This window comes from Brevibacillus sp. HB1.3 (genome assembly GCF_013186635.1).
GTDB classification, from domain to species: domain Bacteria; phylum Bacillota; class Bacilli; order Brevibacillales; family Brevibacillaceae; genus Brevibacillus; species Brevibacillus brevis_D.
Map to the genome: position 1 here is coordinate 26,868 of NZ_JABMIT010000015.1, position 20,174 is coordinate 47,041.

Here is a 20,174-nt window from a genome sequence, read left to right on the forward strand (position 1 = left end):
ACGAGCGGGTGTTCCTTGGAGAAAGGAATGCCTGCTTGTTTTTTCTCATTCAACGTTAGAAAGAGAAAGCCCGCCAATGGAGATGGCAGGCCACATGGATTACGCTTTCTGACTATATATGTGATAAACGAGATTGCCGATTTGCGCCATGACGTTGGCGGCGTCCTTTTGCTCGAGTCCCTTGTTTAAAATGGACAAAGTGACAGCGTGTGAACCGACGTAGAGGATTCCGACATCATGCGTGATTTTGGTTACAGAGCCAGTCTTGTTGGCGAATTCCCATTTCGGAATCGTCCCGATCACATTACCGTCCGGGTCAGGCAAAAGGAAGGGGATGCGCTCACGGTGCTGTTGAGTCTTCAAGATGGCGACCATTTTTAAACAGCTGTCGTAGGAGATGATTTTTCCTGTTGCCAAGTAGCGGAGGTGGCTTCCCATGTCTTTTGCCGTCACCTCATTGTATCCTTCCAATTCGGCTGGGACGACCATAAGCTTGTTGTAGAAGCGACTGTTTGTCATTTCGGTTTTTTGCATCGCGTTGCGGATGCTCTCTGTTCCCACGAGATCAATCATTATGTTCGTCGCCGTATTGTCGCTTTGGATGATCATCAGGGTAACCAGGTCGCGAATCGTAAATTCAGTGCCGGGAGTCATATGCTGAAGAACACCTGCACCCCCAACGAGATCCTCTGTACGCAGCTTGATTTTGTCCTCGAAGGCAAACTTGCCTGCATACGCCTCTGCAAAAACAGCTGTCATGATCGGGACTTTGATCACACTGGCTGCATAGAAGCGCTGATCTTCGTTGATGGATAATGTTTCGCCGGTTTGCAAATCTTCGAAAAAGATTCCCCATTCCCCGCCAGCGTCCTTGATCAGACTGGATATTTGGGCAAAAAGACTGGATAACATGTAGACCCATCTCCTTTTGTTTCGATGTAGACAAAATTTTCTCAAGATAATATTATTTAGTCATGCTCCTAACAATCAAGAAGAATTATTCGAAGATGGGGGTTTTGCTGTTGCATACGTGGAAGAAACTATCATTTTGTGCTGTTCTATTAACCAGTTTAGCATTCGCTGGTTGTGGAACACCGCAAGCAAGCAACACGGGGGAGACGACAGGTGCGAAGCAGGAGCAGAGTAGCGCCCCCCAAACAATGCAGGTCAACCTGAATTCAGGTGAGCCAAGCACGATCGACCCTGGACTGGCAGAAGATATCCCTTCGATGTCTGTTGCCCGTGCAGCATTTGATGGCCTCCTGCGCCTGAATGAAAAAGGCGAGCTAAAAGAGGCGGTCGCAGAGAAGTACGAGGTTTCCGCTGATGGTCTCACGTACACCTTCCATCTGCGGGAGTCCAAGTGGACCAATGGAGATCCGGTTACGGCTCATGACTTCGAATACGCATGGAAACGGGTTCTCGACCCGAAAACCGCTTCCGGTTACGCGTATCAGATGTACTATTTGAAAAATGGGCAAGCCTTTAACGCCAACAAGGCAAAAGCAGAAGATGTCGGCGTGAAGGCAACAGACGACAAGACACTCGTGGTTACGCTGGAAAACCCGGCGCCGTTTTTCCCGGGACTGGTTGCGTCTGTCACCTATTTTCCGGTCAACAAAAAAGCAGTTGAGGGCAACAAAGAGTGGGCTTCGAAGCCAGAGACGTACATTTCAAACGGGCCATTCAGCTTGAAAAATTGGGAGCACAAATCAAAGATCGAATTCGAAAAGAGCGATTCTTACTGGGATAAGGACGCTGTCAAATTGTCCAAGCTGACGTTGAACATGATCGAGGATGCCAATACAGAGCTGTCGATGTTTGAAAAAGGTGATCTGGACTGGGCGGGCTCACCACTGGGCGATTTGCCACTGGATGCACTGGATGCGCTGAAAGAATCCGGAAAGATGCAAGCTCAAGCAACAGCGGGTACGTACTGGTACATTTTTAATACGAAGCAAAAGCCGTTTGACAACAAAAAGATTCGTCAGGCATTTGCTACGGCAGTGAATCGTCAGGAAATTTCCGATAATGTCGTACCATACAAGAGCACGCCTGCGACGGGTATTCTCCCGCCGACCATGGCACTCACGCCAGAGGGCTACATCAAAGACGGCGATGTAGAGACTGCGAAGAAGCTCTTGGCAGAAGGTATGAAAGAAGCGGGGATCAAAGAGTTGCCACCGATCACGATTGCATACAATACATCAGAGGTCAACTCACGTATTGCGACAGTCATTCAGGATCAATGGCGCAAAGCATTTGGCATCGAAGTCAAATTGGTTAACAAAGAGAACAAGGTTCACCGTGAGGACATGAAGCAAGGGAACTTCACCATCGGTCGTGGTAGCTGGATTGGCGATTTCAACGATCCGATCAACTTCCTGGAGGTCTTCAAGGGTGGACTGAATACATCCAAATGGGAAAACAAGGAGTTCCTCGATTTGCTCGCGCAATCTGCCAAAGAAGGGGATGTAGCGAAGCGCAAGGAAATCCTCAAGAAAGCTGAACAAATCGTCATGGATGAAATGCCTGCGTTGCCCATCTACTATTTCACCTATGCGTGGGTGAAGCAGGATAGCGTTAAAGATGTGGTAGTAGATGCACTCGGGTTCATCGATTTCAAGTACGCTTCCAATCAAAAGTAATCATGAGTCTATGAGGGAGTGACTGGCGTGCGTCCGATCATTGGTGTGGCATGTACGAAAATGTATTTTCCGAAGAACGATCTCGACCAGTTTTTCTATGTAGGTTCAGGCTATGTGAACGGAATTGCGCGCAGTGGCGGTACTCCACTGATCTTGCCACTGCTGACGATTCAGGATGCTCCGTTTCGTGAGATGATCGAATCGCTGGACGGCTTGATTTTGTCCGGTGGTGAAGATCCTGCGCCGCATTTGTACGGCGAAGACCCGCTGCAAGGGCTGGGCGATATCAATTACGAAAGAGACATCACAGAGCTTGAGATTATCAAGATTGCGTTGGAGCTGAAAAAGCCAATCCTGGGCATTTGCCGCGGGATGCAAATTTTGAATGTGGCGTGTGGCGGCACCCTCATTCAAGATATCCCGAGTCAAGTACCAGGAGCATTACAGCATGCACAGAAGGGGTCACGGCAATACGGGGCGCACAAGATTACGCTGCAACCTGGCTTTGTAGCGGATGCCCTCGGAAAGACAGAGGTGCTCGTGAACACCTCTCATCACCAAGCAGTCAAAGACATAGCACCGGGCTTCAAAGTCACAGGATGCGCGGCTGATGGTGTGATTGAGGCGATGGAAAGCCTCGACGGGCTACATGTGGGCGTACAGTGGCATCCAGAACGGATGTGGGCACACGACGACGACATGTTGAAGATTGCCGAGGCATTTGTTGCTCGGATAAAGCAGTTGAAGCTGCAAGCGACTAACTAGAGTCGTAATGAGAGAAACCGTTCTGGGATTGCCCAGAGCGGTTTTTTGCGTGTGGGAGGGCTTCCCCGTAGAAGTGTAGGGAAACAAGGATAAATGACAAGCAGAATCGAACTTCACGTAAGAGACTGGATTTTCGTGAGGTGAGTATTTGAAGAAAATAATTGTTGTTATTTTGCTTTTTCTACTCGTTTTTCCAAGGTTTCTTTTCGCAGAGTATTTTGCTGAACGCGAAATGAAAATGATAACCACAAATTATTATCAAGCGCTAATCGATGAAGACTACGCAACGGCTTTCGAGATGCTTTATCTTTATGATGCTAACGGCAGGCACCCAGTTGATGGGACAACGTTAAGTAACCAGGAAGCGAAAGAATTTTATATGAAAAAGGTCGCCTTCTTACAAGCTCAACAGTATAAAATGAAAGACTTTGAGATCACAAAGATTAGATACGAAGATGGGCATACTGCCTTTCTTGAAATGAAGTTTGAAGTTGAGCAGGGTGGACAAAGATTTGAACATGCTGAAACCGTACATGTATGGGAAGGAAAGGTATGGATTATGGGGGAGGAGAAAGATCCGTTCACAAAGTATCGGGATGGGCGAATGAATTTTGACATTCCGAAAGCCCCTGTATACTGAGGATAGAGGTGAGAGAAATGTTAAAGGTCGGAGACTCGGCTCCCGTCTTTACGGCGACGAGCACAAAAGGAACCATTGATCTTAGGAATCACATCGGCAAAGAAAATATTGTCCTCATCTTCTATCCGGGCGATGATACCCCGATTTGCACGAAGCAGCTATGTGCGGTTCAGGATCACTACAAGAAAATCGAACAAGCAAATACCCTCGTTTTTGGTGTCAATCCCGGTGGCATGGACAAAAAGCGCTCGTTTGCTGATAAGTTCCGTTATGAATTTCCATTGATCGTGGATGAAGACGAATCCATTCGAAAAGCGTATGATGTCGGCAAGGTTCTCGGATTGTTTTTCCAGCAACGTATTGTGTATATCATAGGCAACAACGGAACGATCATCTACGCCAAAAAAGGAAATCCTCCAGTATCAGAGCTGCTACAGGTAATCGAAAACCAAGCCTAGGACGTTCTCGCTTGCGTCAATGGACCAAAACAGGGATAATAGAAATGAGAATGTATGTTTGGTGGTTATCCCTATGAAAAAAATTCTTCACTTGGATATTGACGCATTTTTCGCGAGTGTAGAGCAGTTAGATCGTCCTGAACTTCGGGGGAAGCCGGTCATTGTCGGGGGAACTGGCAATCGAGGTGTCGTATCGACCTGTAGCTACGAGGCACGAAAATACGGTGTTCGCTCCGCAATGCCTGTCGCCATGGCGAGGAAGAAATGTCCGCAAGGCTATTATTTGCCTGTCCGCTATAGCCGTTATATCGAAAAATCTGCTGAAGTCAGACAGATATTTACTTCTTATACAGAACGTTATCAAACAGTGGGTCTAGACGAGGCTTATTTGGACGTGTCCCATTATGAGAATGCGGTACCCATCGCCCGCGATATCAAGAGGCGAATCAAACGAGAGACCGGACTTACTTGCAGCATCGGACTTTCCTACAATATGTCATTGGCTAAGATTGCCAGTGATTTGAAAAAGCCGGATGCCTTTGTCATCATCCGACCAGAGCAGGCTTTGGATGTGCTGCGGCCGTTGCCAATTGGCACTTTGCATGGAGTCGGCAAAAAGTCACAAGAGCTGCTCGCGAAAAAGGGGATTGAGACGGTAGAGGATTTTTGGCGGCTTTCACTCGATGAGGCCACTACATTATTTGGAAAGTTCGGTCGTTCCCTCTATTACCGGGCGAGGGGAGAAGACAATCGCGAAATTGAGATGGACCGCGCGCCGAAATCATCGAGCCGCGAAACGACTCTGCCCTTTGATTTGTTTGACAGAGATGCGATTGCGCCGATTGCTACCTCCCTTTTGCGTGAGGTCGAAGAGGATATCCGAGAAGAAGGGGTCGAGCCCCAGACGATTACGCTAAAAATCAAGTACGCGGACTTTACCCAACGAACCAAGCAGCACAAGGCTGTGGCTGGGGCTAATTGGCAGGAGCTGTTGGACGATTTGCTCGACGCTTTTGACTATACAGCGGGCGTTCGATTAGTTGGTGTAGGCTTTTCGAATTTTGCCGAGCAGCAAGGGGAGCGGTACGAACAGCTCTCGATGTTTTCGTGGAAGCTGGGGAGGTAAGGGAGGGAGAACAGTGGAGACAGAGAATGCCTTTCATTGCTGTGCGACCTGTATCCATTTTCGCGTGGAGAAAGGTACGGGAGGAGTCAGCTATCGATGTTCTCGTCTGACCTATGAGACGCGTCCGGACTATCGATTTCAATGCTGGACTCCGACTGAGAAGGTCAAGCGACTGATGGAAGCACGGAAAAGTCAACGATAACGACAAGAGGCACCCCCTTCGTCCGTATCGACAGAGGAGGTGCCTTTCTATTCCATTGTCAAGTCGAGGACCATCACTTCCTCCGGTCCATCCATTTCGCCATTGGAGGTAAAGCCTAACGACTCATACAGCTTTCGAGCGAACTCGTTTTCAGGATGAATACTCAAGTAAATGCGCGTACAGCTGTAGCGTCTGCCCATTTCTTCAACGAGCATGCGCAGAAACTTTTTGGCGTAACCCTTCCCCTGATGGCGACCATCAATCATAAAGCGATCCAGCCAAATTCGGCTATTCTCTACGTCGATCCCGTGCATGGCATAACCGACAGCGATGTCCATGTCATACAGACCGCATGATATCCATTCCGGTTCAAACCCTGATTGGGCGATGGAAAAAGAGTTGCTTTCGATGAAGGAGTGTTGACCTTCTGTTACAGTCAAGCTGGCAATTTGGCGCCAATTTTCTTTCGTAATTTCACGAATCGACAAGCTCAAAATTTCATCTCGCTTTCCTTGATACTGAGGCTGGTGGATTTGCTTGCTTTTAATTGGACAAATAGTAAAATGCCGAAGCCAAGTATGGATGCTGCGACGATTAGGAGGGCAGACGATACAGGAAGTAAATCCGTCAAAATTCCCCCTGCCAGTGGGCCTGCAACCATTCCGATCCCGTGAAACATATTAAAAAGAGAGTAGGCTGTGCCGTATGCACCGCTGCCTCCTTGGTCAATAATGGCCCCTAACGTACCCAAGGTAGGCGATAAGGTGAAACCAATGCTGGCTCCAATCAGGGCCATTGCGAGCATTGCCTGCCAGAGGGAGTCGGCCCACGCTAAAAATGGCAGAAACACAGCCAACGTCATGATTCCACCAAACATGAGTTTATACGGATTCATGCGGCCAGAAAGAGAGCCGGCAACTGGGGCGATCATTCCGTACGCGAGTGTCATGACCCCAAACAAAAGACCAATCGTTGTCGGCGTCATGCTGAGTTTCTCTGTAAAAAATACGGGTAACGTCGGTTCCAGCAAGCAAAGGGAGATCTCAGCCAACAGGACGATCCCAGCGATAAAGATGACTTGCGGATTGCGGATGAATCCACCGACATGAAGCTTTTCGCTGACAGTTTTCGTCGCGTCTTCCTTCAAGAACAAGAAGACCAGCACAATGTTGATTACGGTAAAGGCTGCTGCTGCCAGAAAAGGCATGCGATGGTCACTGATTTCAAACAGCCATCCGCCAATCGGCGCTCCGAGCAATGTACCGGTCGAAATCGCCGTCAATGCAATTCCCATTACAGTTCCGCGCATTTTGGATGGGAACAAATCCGCCAAGAGGGCAAGGGCAGTTGGCCATGTAGCCGCAGCAGCGATACCTTGGACAAAACGTGCGGTAATCAACAAGGCCATTGTTTCTGAGAAAGCAAACAATAACGTGGAAGCAGCAAGGCCGAGCAAGCCGATCAAAAGCATGCTCCGTCTGCCGATCCGATCGGATATTGGCCCGAAAATAGGAGTGGCAATCAGCATTGCGATCGCATAGCTGCTAAACAGCACGCCCATCATTGTAGAGGATGGCTGTAGCTTTTCCGTAAAATAAGGAACAATCGGAATCAATAAGCTATACAGTAACATATCGATGAAAAGGATCAGGATGACAAACAAAAGTCCGATTCGTTGTTGTTTAGTCATTTGTGTAAAAATGGACATGATGGAACACCTCTCAACTATAAAAACTATTTTTGTTTTATTGGTTTTCTTACAAAGAACGATCTCGTGGTCTTCCGATGTTAATGGGATGACCACGAGTCATTTGTTACCTTTTATCCGCTGGTACCAATCCAAACAAGAGGACATCTACAATAGCGGAAAGCGCTTCTGAGACTGTAATCTGGTTTTTCATGTAAAAGCGCTGGTCGAGTGTTGAATTCAGCGCATCGACAATGACCTTCAGCATGAGCGTGACGTCCATATTGACGATGAGTCCCTCTCGAATCGCTTGCTCGAGAAGGACGCGAAGCGTTTGCCAATCCTCGGATAGAGAAGCCTCGACTTGGGCATATTGCTCAGGATAATAGCGCTTCATCTGTTCGAGGATGCGCAAATCATAAAATTCATAGTGTGTCGGTAAAACCATCATGACGCCTTTGATTTTATCGATAAGAGAGAGACTGTCGTCTGCGAGAATTTGCTGTGTTTTTTCATCGCCCTCTTCAAAGGACTGCTGAATGATTGTTTCCAGAATTTCCACTTTGGATGAGAAGTGCTCGTATAACGTGCGTTTGCTAATACCGAGCCGCTTCGCCAAATCATCCATGGAGAATTTCATGCCTTTATCGCGAATCTCTTCAATGAAACCTTTCATGATCCGGTTTTTCATTGCAACCGACCCCCAGCCAAAACAACGGAATAGAAAACCATAAAAACAAAAATAGTTTTCTTGGTAACGCCATTTTACACAGGATGAGAGTGCAATGCAAGTGGTGATCATGCTTTTTGTTTTGCAACCAAGTGGTCGATTATGGTATAGTAAGTGCCGAAATCGCGGTTGATTGCTTCACATCATTTGGAGGTGCCCCGTGTTTTTAGAGAAGCTGATGCCTAGTCAGTTCGTCGAATCAATCCATCACATTGACATAGATCAATTGAAACGAAATAACATCCGTGCGGTGATTACAGACTTGGATAATACCTTGGTGGAATGGGACAGGCCACATGCAACCGAGGAGGTCATCAATTGGCTTGCTCGCATGCATGAGGCAGGCATACAGGTCACTGTTGTCTCCAACAACAAAAAGGAGCGTGTAGACCGCTTCTGTGCCCCATTAAATCTCGGGTTTATTTATGCGGCCAAAAAGCCGACAAACCGTGCCTTTTTGCAGGCAGTGCGGCAGATGAATGTAACCATCGCTGAGACTGTTGTCATTGGCGATCAATTGTTTACCGATGTGCTGGGAGGAAATCGATTAGGATTTCATACGATCCTGGTTGTTCCTGTAGCCCAGACGGATGGTTTTTGGACGCGCTTTAATCGTCAGATGGAGCGTGTGGCCCTTATTTGGATGGAGAGGAAAGGAATGGTTTCGTGGAGGAGAAAAGCATGACGGAACAAACGCATGGCTCTTGTGCTGGATGTGGGATTGCCATTCAGACAGCAGATGCAAAAAAGCCTGGCTATGCACCTGAATCCGCGCTTGGCAGAAAGGTAATCATTTGTCAGCGCTGTTATCGCATCAAGCATTATAATGAAGTAGCTCCCGTAGGAATGGGCGATGACGACTTTCTCAAGATTTTGGATGGCATCGGCTCTACGGAGTCTCTTGTCGTAATGGTAGTCGATATCTTTGACTTCCAGGGCTCCTGGCTCAAGGGTTTGCCACGTTTTGTCGGGAAGAATCCGATTTTGCTCGTGGGTAACAAGGTTGATCTGCTGCCGAGAAACATCAACCTGAACCGTGTACGCAACTGGATGCAGCACGAAGCAAAAGAACGCGGACTGCGCCCGGAGGATGTTGTACTGATCAGCGCGCAAAAAGGGCTTCATATCGATGAACTGTTGAATCGCATTGGAGAGCTGCGCAAAGGCCGCGATGTTTACATTGTCGGTGTGACCAACGTAGGAAAGTCGACCATGATCAACCGCATCTTGCATGACTACGGTGCGGCTGAGCTGGAGATTACCACTTCGCCATTCCCTGGTACGACACTGGACAAAATCGAGATTCCGCTCGAGGATGGCCGCTCCATTTTTGATACGCCGGGAATCATTAATCGCGACCAGATCGGACATATGGTATCCCCGACTGATCTGAGAAAGATTACCCCGACCAGCCGAATCAACTCCAAGGTGTATCAGCTCGATGATGAACAATCGCTCTTTTTGGGTGGTTTAGCCCGTATCGACTTCGTACGCGGAGAGAGACAGCCGTTCATCGTCTATGTCGACAACGATCTGTACATCCACCGGACGAAGCTGGAGAAAGCAGACGAAGTGATGCAAAAGCACCATGGAACCTTGCTGGTACCACCAACAGGGGAGGAAGCTGCGAAAGCACTTCCACCATTTGTGAAGCACACCTTTAAAATCAACAAGTCCACCACGACCACTGACATCGTAATTTCCGGTTTGGGCTGGGTCAGCATCCAAGGAAAACACGAAGCGAGTGTTGTCGTGCATGCACCTAAAGGCGTAAGTGTTGGGATGCGCAAAGGGCTGATCTAGCTTAAACAAGAAAAGTCGAGTTAGCCTTGCCCCTTGCCATATGCTATAGAGAGACGTCCGGGGAGGAAAAGCTCCATGATTACAAGCAAAACACAACTGGTTGGCCTGTTTGGGCATCCAGTTTCCCACTCACAATCACCGATGATGCACAATACAGCTTTTGTAGAGACCGGGTTGGGATTTGCCTATGCTGCGTTCGATGTGGAACCGGAAAATCTGGAAGATGCAGTCGCGGGTATTCGCGCGTTAGGCCTAAAAGGGATTAACGTCACGATTCCCCACAAGGTCGCTATCATGCCGTTGCTGGATGAAATCGATCCACTAGCCAAACGAATCGGTGCCGTTAATACCGTCGTTTCTCGTGATGGACGCTTGATCGGCTATAACACAGATGGTATGGGCTATGTTCGTTCGCTTGTGGAAGAGACGGGAATCGTTCTTGAAAAGCAAGTGGTAACCATGGTAGGGGCTGGAGGCGCTGCGCGAGCTGTGGCGTTTACCTTGGCTGAACAAGGAGTCAAGGAAATTCGCATCATCAATCGTTCCCGGGAAAGAGCCGCGGTATTGGCTGAGCATGTCGGAACGATTGTACCTACGAAAATCGTAGAACAGGGCGAAGGGGAAGCAGCTATCGCGGACTCTTCGCTGTTGATCAATACGACATCAATCGGAATGCTGCCAAACGTGCAGGAGACACCTGTGCCAGCAGAGTGGCTTCATTCCGGTTTAACTGTTAGCGATCTGATTTATAACCCGCTCGAAACACGTCTGCTCAAAGAAGCGCGTGCCATCGGAGCCACTGTTCATTCCGGAATCGGTATGTTCGTGAATCAAGGGGCACTGGCATTCGAGCTGTGGACGGGCGAGCGAGCACCAACTGGGGTTATGCGTGAGGTCGTCTTGCAACAATTAAAGAAAACAACCTGATTGGCAGGATATAAAAGGAGGCATTGCCGATGTTGACCGGCAAGCAAAAGCGCTTTTTGCGCGCAGAAGCACATCATCTCACCCCTATTTTCCAAGTTGGAAAAGGCGGCGTAAACGAAAACATGATCACGCAGATCAAAGAAGCGTTGGAAGTACGCGAATTGATCAAGGTAGCGATTTTGCAAAACAATAATGACGATAAACATCAAGTGGCTGAAGATCTCGCTGCAGGTGCTGGAGCAGAGCTTGTGCAGTTGATTGGCCATACAGTTGTCTTGTACAAAGAGTCTCGGGAGAACAAGACGATCAAGCTTCCGTAAGTGACCCGCATGCAATGAGACAGACAATCAAGCAAGTAGGGATCATGGGAGGAACGTTTGACCCGATTCATTGTGGGCACTTGCTGGCGGCCGAACAAGCCAGAGAGCAAGCGGGCCTGGATGAAATCTGGTTTATGCCTACACACGTTCCCCCACACAAAGAAAGAGAGAGTCTGACGCTGGCGCATCACCGCTTGCAAATGGTTCAGCTGGCCGTATCTGATCACCAGGTGTTTCGTGTTACAGATATAGAGTTTGAAAGAAAAGGGCCATCGTACACCTATGATACGATGACTCAGCTCATTAGGCAGTTCCCGGATTGCCGGTTTTCCTTTATCATGGGGGGAGATATGGTAAAAATCTTGCCCAAATGGTACCAGTACCAAGAGCTGATTCATATGGTACGCTTTATAGGTCTAGCGAGACCAGGAACCGAACTGGACCTAAAATCGAGCGAGGACGTCACATTTGTGGAGATGCCTGTTTGGGACATATCCTCCACGATGATTCGCGAGAAGGCAGCTGCCAGGAAAAGCATTCGTTATCTTGTACCTGATGCCGTGGAGCGCTATATAAAGGAGAACCGAATCTATGAGACTTTTGGATAATCGGGAAGAGCTTCTCGTTCGCGTACGGCAACAAATGCATGAAAAACGCTACAATCACACGCTAGGGGTGGCTGCGTCGGCTCGCGAGCTGGCAGAGAGATTCGGGGCTGATCCTGACAAAGCCGAGCTTGCAGGTCTGTTGCACGATTACTGTAAGTGCTGGCCCGTGGAAAAAATGTTTGAGATTCTGGTTCGCCACGATATGCCTACAGAGCTTTTGGAAGGGGAAAAAGAGCTGTGGCACGCCTTTGCAGCAGCGATTGTGATCCAGACTGACCTAGGTGTAACGGATGCAGATATTTTACAAGCTGTTCGCTACCATACGACGGGGCGGGCTGGCATGTCCCTGTTAGAAAAAGTCGTCTGTGTGGCAGACTATATAGAACCAAACCGGGTTTACCCCGGTGTCGATTTTATTCGCGCCAAAGCCATGCATGATTTGGATGCCGCCCTGGCACTTGCCTTGGGAGGCACCATTCAATTTTTGATAGAGAAGCAAAAGACAGTTTTCCCGTTGACATTGACGGCCTATAACGATTTGGTTTCCCGCAAAGGGAGAGAAGGAGGGTTTTGATGGTTAAAACAGTAGAAGATTTGGCCCAGTTGGTTGTGAAGGCAGCAGAGGACAAAAAAGCAGAGAACTTGAAGGTGCTCGATATTAGAAAGCTGTCTGTGATCGCAGACTATTTCATGATTTGCCACGGAAACAACGAGCGTCAAGTACAGGCAATTGTTCGCGAAATTCGTGACCAAGCCCACAAAAACGGCTTTGACGTCCGCGGTATCGAGGGAGCAGATGAAGGTCGCTGGGTACTGGTTGATCTGGGCGATATCGTCATTCACGTTTTCCATCGCGAAGATCGCGAGTTTTACAACCTGGAGCGCCTGTGGAAGGACGCAGAGGAAGTTTCCTTCAGCACGGAAGGGTAAGGACAGATGGCATACGCACATATGGCCGCTGTATATGACAGGCTGATGGCGGATACTCCTTATGACCAGTGGCTGGATTGGGTCGAGCGTCTTTGGAAAAAGGGAGAGAAGCCTGTGCGGGTCATTGATCTTGGCTGTGGGACTGGCACGATTGCGATCCCACTCGCCAAGCGGGGATACCGTGTTACGGGAGTGGATCTCTCAACAGAAATGCTTGCAATCGCCTATGACAAAATGAGGCAGGAGCAAGTAGAAGTAGCGTGGGTGGAGCAGGATATGCGGGAGCTGTCCTTGCCAGAAGCGGATGCGGTCATCTCCTTGTGTGATTCATTGAGCTATCTTACAGAGGAAGCGGATGTGCAGGAAACGTTCAAGCGCGTTTTCGCCCATCTCGCGCCTGGTGGGAGCTTTCTGTTTGATGTGCACAGTCCGTACAAGATGCTGCACATTTTCGGAGACGAGACGTTCACACATGTGGAAGATGAAGTTTCGTACATTTGGCAATGTTTTTGCGACCCACTGCGACTAGAGGTAGAGCATCAGTTAACGTTTTTCATTCGTCAGCCAAACGGCTTGTACGAGCGGATGGAAGAGGAGCATTGGCAAAGGGCTTATCAGCCTGTCCAACTGATGCGCTGGCTGACAGATGCTGGCTTCACAGATATCATCATCACCGCTGATTACTCGGATTTGCCACCACAAGAAGCGAGTGAGCGCCTATTTTTCTCAGCCCGCAAGCCGAAAAGTTTGACATGATTGGTTCGGATTGACTATAATGGCGTTATAACTACAGATTTCGACGCGTTTAAGAGGAATAGTAGGAATCGGATTCGAGCATTCACAGAGAGTTGACGGATGGTGCAAGTCAACCCGGATCTATCTGAACTCACCTCCCAGCACTTGCCCCCAAGGTCATCCAAGTCATGACTGTGTAAGGGTGAGCGACTTATCCCCGATACGGATGAAACAAGTGGGTGAATGCTTGTCATTTGCCAATCTGGGTGGTACCGCGGGAATGTAAACAACCTCTCGTCCCTTTCGCAAGAGCGATCTGGGATGTGAGGTTTTCTTTAATTTTTACCTATTTTAAGATGGGAGTGCTTTACCATGGTATTCAGTCATCGCAATGTCGAAAAGAAGTGGCAGCAATATTGGGAGCAGAACAAGACCTTCAAAACCTCCGAGGATGAAGGCAAGAAAAAGTTTTACGCACTCGACATGTTCCCGTATCCATCTGGAGCTGGCCTGCACGTAGGACATCCGGAAGGCTATACGGCTACTGATATTTTGTCCCGCATGAAGCGGATGCAAGGATATAACGTCCTCCATCCAATGGGCTGGGATGCGTTTGGCTTGCCAGCGGAGCAATACGCGCTCGATACAGGAAACGATCCGGCGGAATTCACCGAGCACAATATCAACACCTTCCGTCGCCAAATTAAGTCGCTCGGATTTTCCTACGACTGGGATCGTGAAATTAACACAACTGATCCGCAATACTACAAGTGGACACAATGGATTTTTACGAAGCTGTATGAGCACGGCTTGGCTTATATTGACGAGGTAGCTGTAAACTGGTGCCCTGCTTTGGGAACGGTTTTGGCGAACGAAGAAGTCATTGATGGAAAAAGTGAGCGTGGCGGACACCCAGTAGAACGCCGCCCAATGAAGCAATGGGTCTTGAAAATTACTGCGTATGCGGAAAGACTGCTCGCTGACCTGGATGAACTGGATTGGCCAGAGAGCATCAAGGAAATGCAACGCAACTGGATCGGTCGTTCTGAAGGGGCAGAAGTAACCTTTGGTATCGAAGGTCATGATGAATCCTTTACCGTCTTTACGACTCGTCCAGACACTCTTTACGGGGCAACCTATGCGGTACTGGCTCCTGAGCACAAGCTGGTTGAACAAATTACCGTACCAGCTCAAAAAGAAGCAGTAGAAGCGTATCTGGATCAAGCGAAGCGCAAGAGCGATCTGGAGCGTACTGATCTGGCAAAAGAAAAGACAGGAGTATTTACCGGAGCGTATGCGATCAACCCGGTTAACGGCGAGCGTCTGCCAATCTGGATTGCAGATTACGTGCTGATCAGCTACGGAACAGGCTCCATCATGGCGGTTCCAGCGCACGATGAACGCGACTATGAGTTCGCGAAAACATTCGATCTGCCAATCAAGCAAGTCATCGCTGGTGGAGATATCTCCAAAGAAGCGTATGCAGGCGACGGAGAGCACATTAACTCCGGCATGCTCGATGGTTTGAACAAAGAACAGGCGATCAGCAAAATGATTGAGTGGCTGGAAGCAGAAGGCAAAGGAAATCGCAAGGTAACGTACCGTCTGCGCGACTGGCTGTTCAGCCGTCAACGCTACTGGGGTGAACCAATTCCGATTCTCCACCTGGAAGATGGCACGATGAAAGTCGTTCCAGAATCCGAACTGCCAATCATGTTGCCAAAAACAAAAGAAATCAAACCATCCGGTACAGGTGAATCGCCATTGGCAAACATCGCGGAGTGGGTCAACACTGTCGATCCGGAAACAGGCATGAAAGCACGCCGTGAGACAAACACGATGCCGCAATGGGCGGGTAGCTGCTGGTACTTCCTGCGCTTCATCGATCCACACAATGACAAGGCATTGGCTGATCCAGACAAACTGAAAGAATGGCTGCCAATCGACATTTACATTGGTGGTGCAGAGCATGCGGTACTGCACTTGCTCTACTCTCGTTTCTGGCACAAGTTCCTGTACGATATCGGTGTCGTACCAACCAAGGAACCATTCCAAAAGCTGTTTAACCAAGGGATGATCCTGGGTGAAAACAATGAGAAAATGAGTAAGTCCAAAGGCAACGTTGTAAACCCAGACGATATCATCGACAGCCATGGTGCCGACACACTGCGCATGTACGAAATGTTCATGGGACCACTGGATGCATCGATCGCTTGGTCGACAAAAGGCTTGGATGGCGCACGCCGCTTCCTGGATCGCGTATATCGTCTGTTTGTGGGTGACAACGGTGAGCTGAACGAAAAAATCGTGGAAACATCCAACGTGGCTGGCATGGAGCGCGTGTACCACCAAACTGTGAAAAAAGTAACAGAAGACTACGAGGGCCTGCGTTTCAATACAGGTATCTCTCAATTGATGGTATTCGTAAACGAAGCGTACAAAGCAGAAGTTCTGCCGAAGAAATTCATGGAGGACTTTATAAAAATGCTGTCTCCAATCGCTCCGCACTTGGGTGAAGAGCTGTGGGAAAAACTCGGTCACAGCGAGAGCGTGGCATACGCAGCATGGCCTACGTATGACGAAGCGAAGCTGGTTGAAGACGAGGTAGAAATCGTCCTGCAAATTAACGGCAAAAACAAAGAAAAGCTGCTCATCGCTTCTGATTCGACGAAAGAACAGATGGAAGAGATGGCGAAAAACAACGAGATGATTAACGAACTGATCGAAGGAAAAACGATCGTCAAAGTCATCGCTGTTCCAGGCAAACTGGTAAATATCGTCGTTCGTTAAGAAAAGGGCGACAAGAAATAAGAAGAGGAGTGGAACCTGAGAGTGACAGGTATCCACTCCTTTTTTCGTCAATCCACGATTATTTCGTCATACGCTAATGCGGCTGATTGTTCAAATTTCGTGCAACCAGTTCCTGATCCTCGGCAAACTTCGCTTGTGTGCGGCGAAATACTTGGGCGAAAAGACCAGGAATACCGTCTTGCAAAGGAATCAGTCCTTCCCCAGTAATTCCTCCGGGCACGCAGACCCTTTTTTGGAGACTAGGGAGGGTGAACGCTTCTTCCCGCAAAAGATCTGCGATCCCAATTAGCATTTGCGTAGTCATGTAGGTAGCAGCCTCTGTGGAAATACCCGTCTCTTCAACAGCTTCTTTAATCATTTGCTGCAAAATATAGCTGATAAACGCTGGCCCACAACTGACAATGTCAGAAGTAATTCGTAAAAAAGGCTCTGAAATCTCAATAGGGGAGCTAATATGCGCAAACAGACTTCGTATGAATTGACGCTGTTCCTCTTGAATTCGTGATCCGAATTCACACAAGCTGACACCACTCATGACAGCATTTGTTATAGAAGGAACGACTCTGGCAACGGCACAAGGAACTTGAGACTCCAAATCCGCAAGCTTGATCGGACTGGTGATTGTAATCAACAGGTGGTCTGGCGTTAAGGCAGGAGCGATTTGTTCGAGCATCACGCTATATTCCAGTGGCTTGACGCACAGCACGATCGTTGTAGCTTCTTTGACCAAATCGGCATTGCTGTGCGCGACAATGAGCCCGGGATGTTTTTCTGCCAGTTTTTGCGCCTTCGCAGGGGTTCTGTTGCTGATAATGACATGACCAGGGGTCAGCGCCTTGGCTGACAGTAATGATTCAATCAAGATACTGCCCATGCTGCCCGTACCAATGAACCCAATTCTATTCATGGGCATACCTCCCTCCGATATTCTTTTCCCATTCTATGTAGAAGCACCTATGATCATGACCGGATCTCATTGTACCACCAGCCGATCCTTTATCCGTGCAAACATCTTCTCGCCAATTCCCTCAATCTGTTTCAGGTCATCCGCTGAACGAAATGGCCCTTGTTTTGACCGATAATCCACGATTGCCTTTGCACGAGCTTCTCCAATTCCGGGAAGGCTCATGAGCTCTTCGGTAGTTGCCGTGTTGAGGTTTATGACAGTAGAGGCACCAATGGTGGATACGCTTGCAGCAGATTGTACAAGGCCAATGGATGCGGAGACTGGCACGGTTGCCCCTTTAGCCGGGATGACAAGAGCAGCTCCATCTGCGAGCGGCGCTGCCAAATTGATCTGGACCAGATCAGCATCAGGCAGTGCTCCTCCTGCTTTTTCGATGGCAGTTGCGACACGCGTACCTGGTTCAAATTGGTATAAACCGGGGTTTTTCACTTGCCCTTTCACATCGACATAGAGAGGAGGGGGGAGTGGTTCCTTATCCTTATCTTTTTCCGGCGTTGCTTTTACCGGCTTGGTAGGTTGAGCAGCTACTGAATCATCTGTTCGTTCTTTTGTTTCAACATCTGATGCTGCATAAGCTGGAGTATGCAACGGTAGTTCGGCAGTCTTATGCGATTGGTCGCGTTGATAGAGCCAATAGCTACAACCGACAAACAGAACAGCTGCAGTCAGCAAGAGGATACGGCGATAACGCTCCCACCATTCCAACACCATAACAAAAAACCCTCCCGTCCTTCACGTAGCGATACGTTCATAAAGAGAACTTGTTCTCTATGAACGATGGTACGAAAAGTAAGAGAGGGTCTGCAAATCTATTTAGTGTGTTCTCGCTGTTAGCCGATATGCTGCAGCGAAGAATTTTTCTTGCGGCGAAGGTCTACGTTCGGGCTGACATAAGGCTCAAAATTGTGCTTTTGCTCAATGAAGATTTGATGCCACAGCATGAAGACCAGGATCGTCCAGATTTTGCGGCTGTAATCCGCATTGCCTTCGCGGTGTTCATCGAGCATGTAGAGCACATAGGCCTTATTGATCAAATTATCCACCTTGGATTCAAAAATGATCTCTTTTGCCCATTTGTAAAATTCGTTTTTGAGCCAATGACGAGTCGGAACAGGGAAGCCCAGCTTCTTTCTCGATTGGATCTCAGGTGGTAAGAAGTCTTTCATCGCTTCACGAAGCACGTGCTTGGTCGTGCCGTTGGCAATTTTGTACTTGGTTGGAATGGTAGCGGCGAATTCAAATACCTTCAGATCAATGAAAGGCACTCGCAACTCCAAAGAATTGGCCATCGTCATCTTGTCGGCCTTCATCAAAATGTTGCCTCTGAGCCAAGTGTGAATGTCCAAGTATTGCATCTTGGTCACATCATCATATTCGGAAGCGCGTTTGTAAATCTCTTCTGTAATGGTGAAAGGAGATACATACGATTCCGAACGGGTAATATCCTCCATGACGACGCGCTTTTTCATCTCTTCGCTGAAAATCAGCGCGTTTCCGAAGAAGCGCTGCTCAACCGTTTTCGACCCGCGAATGAGGAAGTTTTTCCCTTTTACCTGATCAGGGAGGCGTTCTGCCATGTATCCGATGGATTGGCGCATCCAGCCAGGCATTCCGGAAAACATTTTGAGAGAATGAGGCTCTCTGTAAATATTGTATCCGCCAAAAAATTCATCTGCACCTTCACCGGACAATACAACGGTTACGTGTTCACTCGCCATCTGTGCTACGAAATAGAGCAAGATGGCAGATGGGTCTGCTACCGGTTCGTCCTGATGCCAGATCAGTCTTGGCAATTCATCCATGTACTGCTTGGCGTTTATCACGCGCTCGAAATGCTCCGATCCCAAGTATGCTGCGGTTCGCTTCGCATAATCGAGCTCGCTATAACCAGGAATATCCGAGCCGACAGAAAAAGATTTGACTGGCTCGAATGTACGCAACATCCCAACGATACTGCTAGAGTCAACACCACTAGACAAGAAGGCTCCACGAGAAACTTCGCTAATCCGGTGTTTGTCGACAGATTCAAGCATGACACTGCGCGTACCCTCAACAAAATAAGAGAACGGCTTGCTTTCATCAGGCTTGAATTCTACATCCCAGTATCTTTCCAACTTGATCTGGTCGTTTTCAACCACGAACGAGTGTGCAGGAGGTATACGGTAAATGCCAGCAAACATCGTTTCAGGATCAGGTACATATTGGAACGTCAAATAGTGATAAAAAGCGGTTGGATTCACTTCACGCTTGAAGCCTGGCAGCTCCAGCAAGCTTTTGAGTTCACTGGCAACCCCGATCGAATCATTCGTCTCAACATAGTAGAGAGGCTTGATTCCAAAATGGTCGCGTGCCCCAAACAGACGTTTTTTACGGGAGTCGTAGATCGTAAAGCCAAACATCCCGCGTAAATGCTTAGGTGCATCTGTTCCTACCTCTTCATAAAGGTGGAGGATGGTCTCAATATCAGAATCGGTGTGGAAAACGTGACCGATGTCCTTTAACCATTGCTGTAACTCTTTGTAATTGTAGATTTCGCCGTTACCAATAATCCAGATGTCACGTGTTTCGTTAAACAGCGGTTGATGTCCGCCTTCCACGTCAATGATGCTTAAACGACGAAAGCCCAGGGCGATGTTGTCTTCAAGGTGAAAACCATCGTCATCTGGACCACGGTGCAGGATGACACCCGTCATTGCACTAATCGCTTCTTGTTGAACAGGCTTTTGCCGCTTGTTATAGAGTGATACGATTCCGCACATAAGAAATGACTCTTCCTCTCACTGGATTGCTCCTGCTAACTCTATCATGTATCGACAA

Annotated in this window: 22 protein-coding genes; 15 read left to right on the forward strand and 7 right to left on the reverse strand. The window is 48.4% G+C overall.

Annotated elements, in window-relative coordinates; all coding sequences use genetic code 11:
- Positions 1-99 precede the first annotated feature (99 nt).
- Positions 100-912 (reverse strand): serine hydrolase, encoded by an 813-nt coding sequence (locus tag HPY31_RS25700; protein ID WP_172142981.1) that lies wholly within the window; start codon positions 910-912, stop codon positions 100-102.
- Positions 913-1,007: 95 nt separating this feature from the next.
- Here HPY31_RS25700 and HPY31_RS25705 point away from each other — a divergent pair, with 95 nt between their 5' ends.
- The 6 genes from HPY31_RS25705 (at position 1,008) to HPY31_RS25730 (ending at position 5,839) form a co-directional block, all read left to right on the forward strand.
- Positions 1,008-2,648: a peptide ABC transporter substrate-binding protein gene (locus HPY31_RS25705; protein ID WP_371811792.1), complete on the forward strand. Its 1,641-nt coding sequence runs from the start codon at positions 1,008-1,010 to the stop codon at positions 2,646-2,648.
- Between the two features lie 27 nt (positions 2,649-2,675).
- Complete coding sequence (locus HPY31_RS25710) at positions 2,676-3,413, forward strand: gamma-glutamyl-gamma-aminobutyrate hydrolase family protein (protein WP_026134203.1); 738 nt, start codon at positions 2,676-2,678, stop codon at positions 3,411-3,413.
- 148 nt (positions 3,414-3,561) lie between these two features.
- Positions 3,562-4,053, forward strand: coding sequence for a hypothetical protein (locus HPY31_RS25715; protein ID WP_172142983.1), 492 nt, complete (start codon positions 3,562-3,564; stop codon positions 4,051-4,053).
- Between the two features lie 17 nt (positions 4,054-4,070).
- The gene (locus HPY31_RS25720; RefSeq protein ID WP_012685694.1) at positions 4,071-4,511 is read left to right on the forward strand and encodes a peroxiredoxin; all 441 of its coding nucleotides are present in this window, start codon (positions 4,071-4,073) and stop codon (positions 4,509-4,511) included.
- A 73-nt stretch (positions 4,512-4,584) separates the two neighbouring features.
- Positions 4,585-5,637, forward strand: coding sequence for a DNA polymerase IV (locus HPY31_RS25725; protein WP_012685695.1), 1,053 nt, complete (start codon positions 4,585-4,587; stop codon positions 5,635-5,637).
- 13 nt (positions 5,638-5,650) lie between these two features.
- Positions 5,651-5,839 carry a hypothetical protein gene (locus tag HPY31_RS25730; RefSeq protein WP_048032230.1) on the forward strand — a complete coding sequence of 63 codons (189 nt, stop codon included), beginning with the start codon at positions 5,651-5,653 and terminating at the stop codon, positions 5,837-5,839.
- Between the two features lie 47 nt (positions 5,840-5,886).
- On the opposite strand, the gene HPY31_RS25735 is transcribed toward HPY31_RS25730, so the two are convergent.
- From HPY31_RS25735 to HPY31_RS25745, 3 genes are all read right to left on the reverse strand, one after another.
- A complete protein-coding gene (locus HPY31_RS25735; RefSeq protein ID WP_172142984.1) occupies positions 5,887-6,333 on the reverse strand; it encodes a GNAT family N-acetyltransferase in 447 nt (148 codons plus the stop codon).
- On the reverse strand, positions 6,330-7,547 hold the full coding sequence (locus HPY31_RS25740) for an MFS transporter (RefSeq protein ID WP_172142985.1): 1,218 nt from the start codon (positions 7,545-7,547) through the stop codon (positions 6,330-6,332). Before HPY31_RS25740 ends, HPY31_RS25735 begins: the two co-directional genes overlap by 4 nt.
- A 106-nt stretch (positions 7,548-7,653) precedes the next feature.
- Positions 7,654-8,217, reverse strand: coding sequence for a TetR/AcrR family transcriptional regulator (locus tag HPY31_RS25745; protein WP_142064592.1), 564 nt, complete (start codon positions 8,215-8,217; stop codon positions 7,654-7,656).
- Positions 8,218-8,416: 199 nt separating this feature from the next.
- Between HPY31_RS25745 and HPY31_RS25750 the strand changes: the two genes are divergently transcribed.
- The 9 genes from HPY31_RS25750 to leuS all read left to right on the forward strand — a co-directional run bounded on the left by HPY31_RS25750 (position 8,417) and on the right by leuS (position 16,369).
- Positions 8,417-8,941 (forward strand): YqeG family HAD IIIA-type phosphatase, encoded by a 525-nt coding sequence (locus HPY31_RS25750; protein WP_016742577.1) that lies wholly within the window; start codon positions 8,417-8,419, stop codon positions 8,939-8,941.
- Complete coding sequence (yqeH, locus tag HPY31_RS25755; protein WP_172142986.1) at positions 8,938-10,059, forward strand: ribosome biogenesis GTPase YqeH; 1,122 nt, start codon at positions 8,938-8,940, stop codon at positions 10,057-10,059. The genes HPY31_RS25750 and yqeH overlap by 4 nt, the downstream gene beginning before the upstream one ends.
- A gap of 75 nt (positions 10,060-10,134) precedes the next feature.
- The gene (locus HPY31_RS25760) at positions 10,135-10,986 is read left to right on the forward strand and encodes a shikimate dehydrogenase (protein WP_172142987.1); all 852 of its coding nucleotides are present in this window, start codon (positions 10,135-10,137) and stop codon (positions 10,984-10,986) included.
- A 29-nt stretch (positions 10,987-11,015) separates the two neighbouring features.
- A complete protein-coding gene (gene yhbY, locus HPY31_RS25765; RefSeq protein WP_007727776.1) occupies positions 11,016-11,306 on the forward strand; it encodes a ribosome assembly RNA-binding protein YhbY in 291 nt (96 codons plus the stop codon).
- Between the two features lie 14 nt (positions 11,307-11,320).
- The gene (locus HPY31_RS25770; RefSeq protein ID WP_172142988.1) at positions 11,321-11,914 is read left to right on the forward strand and encodes a nicotinate-nucleotide adenylyltransferase; all 594 of its coding nucleotides are present in this window, start codon (positions 11,321-11,323) and stop codon (positions 11,912-11,914) included.
- Complete coding sequence (gene yqeK / locus HPY31_RS25775; protein WP_007727774.1) at positions 11,898-12,488, forward strand: bis(5'-nucleosyl)-tetraphosphatase (symmetrical) YqeK; 591 nt, start codon at positions 11,898-11,900, stop codon at positions 12,486-12,488. The genes HPY31_RS25770 and yqeK overlap by 17 nt, the downstream gene beginning before the upstream one ends.
- Complete coding sequence (gene rsfS / locus HPY31_RS25780; protein ID WP_016742581.1) at positions 12,488-12,844, forward strand: ribosome silencing factor; 357 nt, start codon at positions 12,488-12,490, stop codon at positions 12,842-12,844. Before yqeK ends, rsfS begins: the two co-directional genes overlap by 1 nt.
- Before the next feature lie 6 nt (positions 12,845-12,850).
- Entirely contained in the window at positions 12,851-13,600 is a 750-nt protein-coding gene (locus tag HPY31_RS25785; protein WP_172142989.1) for a class I SAM-dependent DNA methyltransferase, read from the forward strand.
- Positions 13,601-13,951: 351 nt separating this feature from the next.
- Positions 13,952-16,369, forward strand: a complete 2,418-nt coding sequence (leuS, locus tag HPY31_RS25790; RefSeq protein WP_172142990.1) for a leucine--tRNA ligase — start codon at positions 13,952-13,954, stop codon at positions 16,367-16,369.
- Between the two features lie 94 nt (positions 16,370-16,463).
- Here the strand turns inward: leuS and comER are convergent, their stop codons facing one another.
- The 3 genes from comER to asnB all read right to left on the reverse strand — a co-directional run bounded on the left by comER (position 16,464) and on the right by asnB (position 20,116).
- The gene (comER, locus tag HPY31_RS25795; RefSeq protein ID WP_172142991.1) at positions 16,464-17,297 is read right to left on the reverse strand and encodes a late competence protein ComER; all 834 of its coding nucleotides are present in this window, start codon (positions 17,295-17,297) and stop codon (positions 16,464-16,466) included.
- 66 nt (positions 17,298-17,363) lie between these two features.
- Complete coding sequence (locus HPY31_RS25800) at positions 17,364-18,068, reverse strand: helix-hairpin-helix domain-containing protein (protein WP_172142992.1); 705 nt, start codon at positions 18,066-18,068, stop codon at positions 17,364-17,366.
- A gap of 119 nt (positions 18,069-18,187) precedes the next feature.
- On the reverse strand, positions 18,188-20,116 hold the full coding sequence (gene asnB / locus HPY31_RS25805) for an asparagine synthase (glutamine-hydrolyzing) (protein ID WP_016742586.1): 1,929 nt from the start codon (positions 20,114-20,116) through the stop codon (positions 18,188-18,190).
- Between the last annotated feature and the right edge of the window lie 58 nt (positions 20,117-20,174).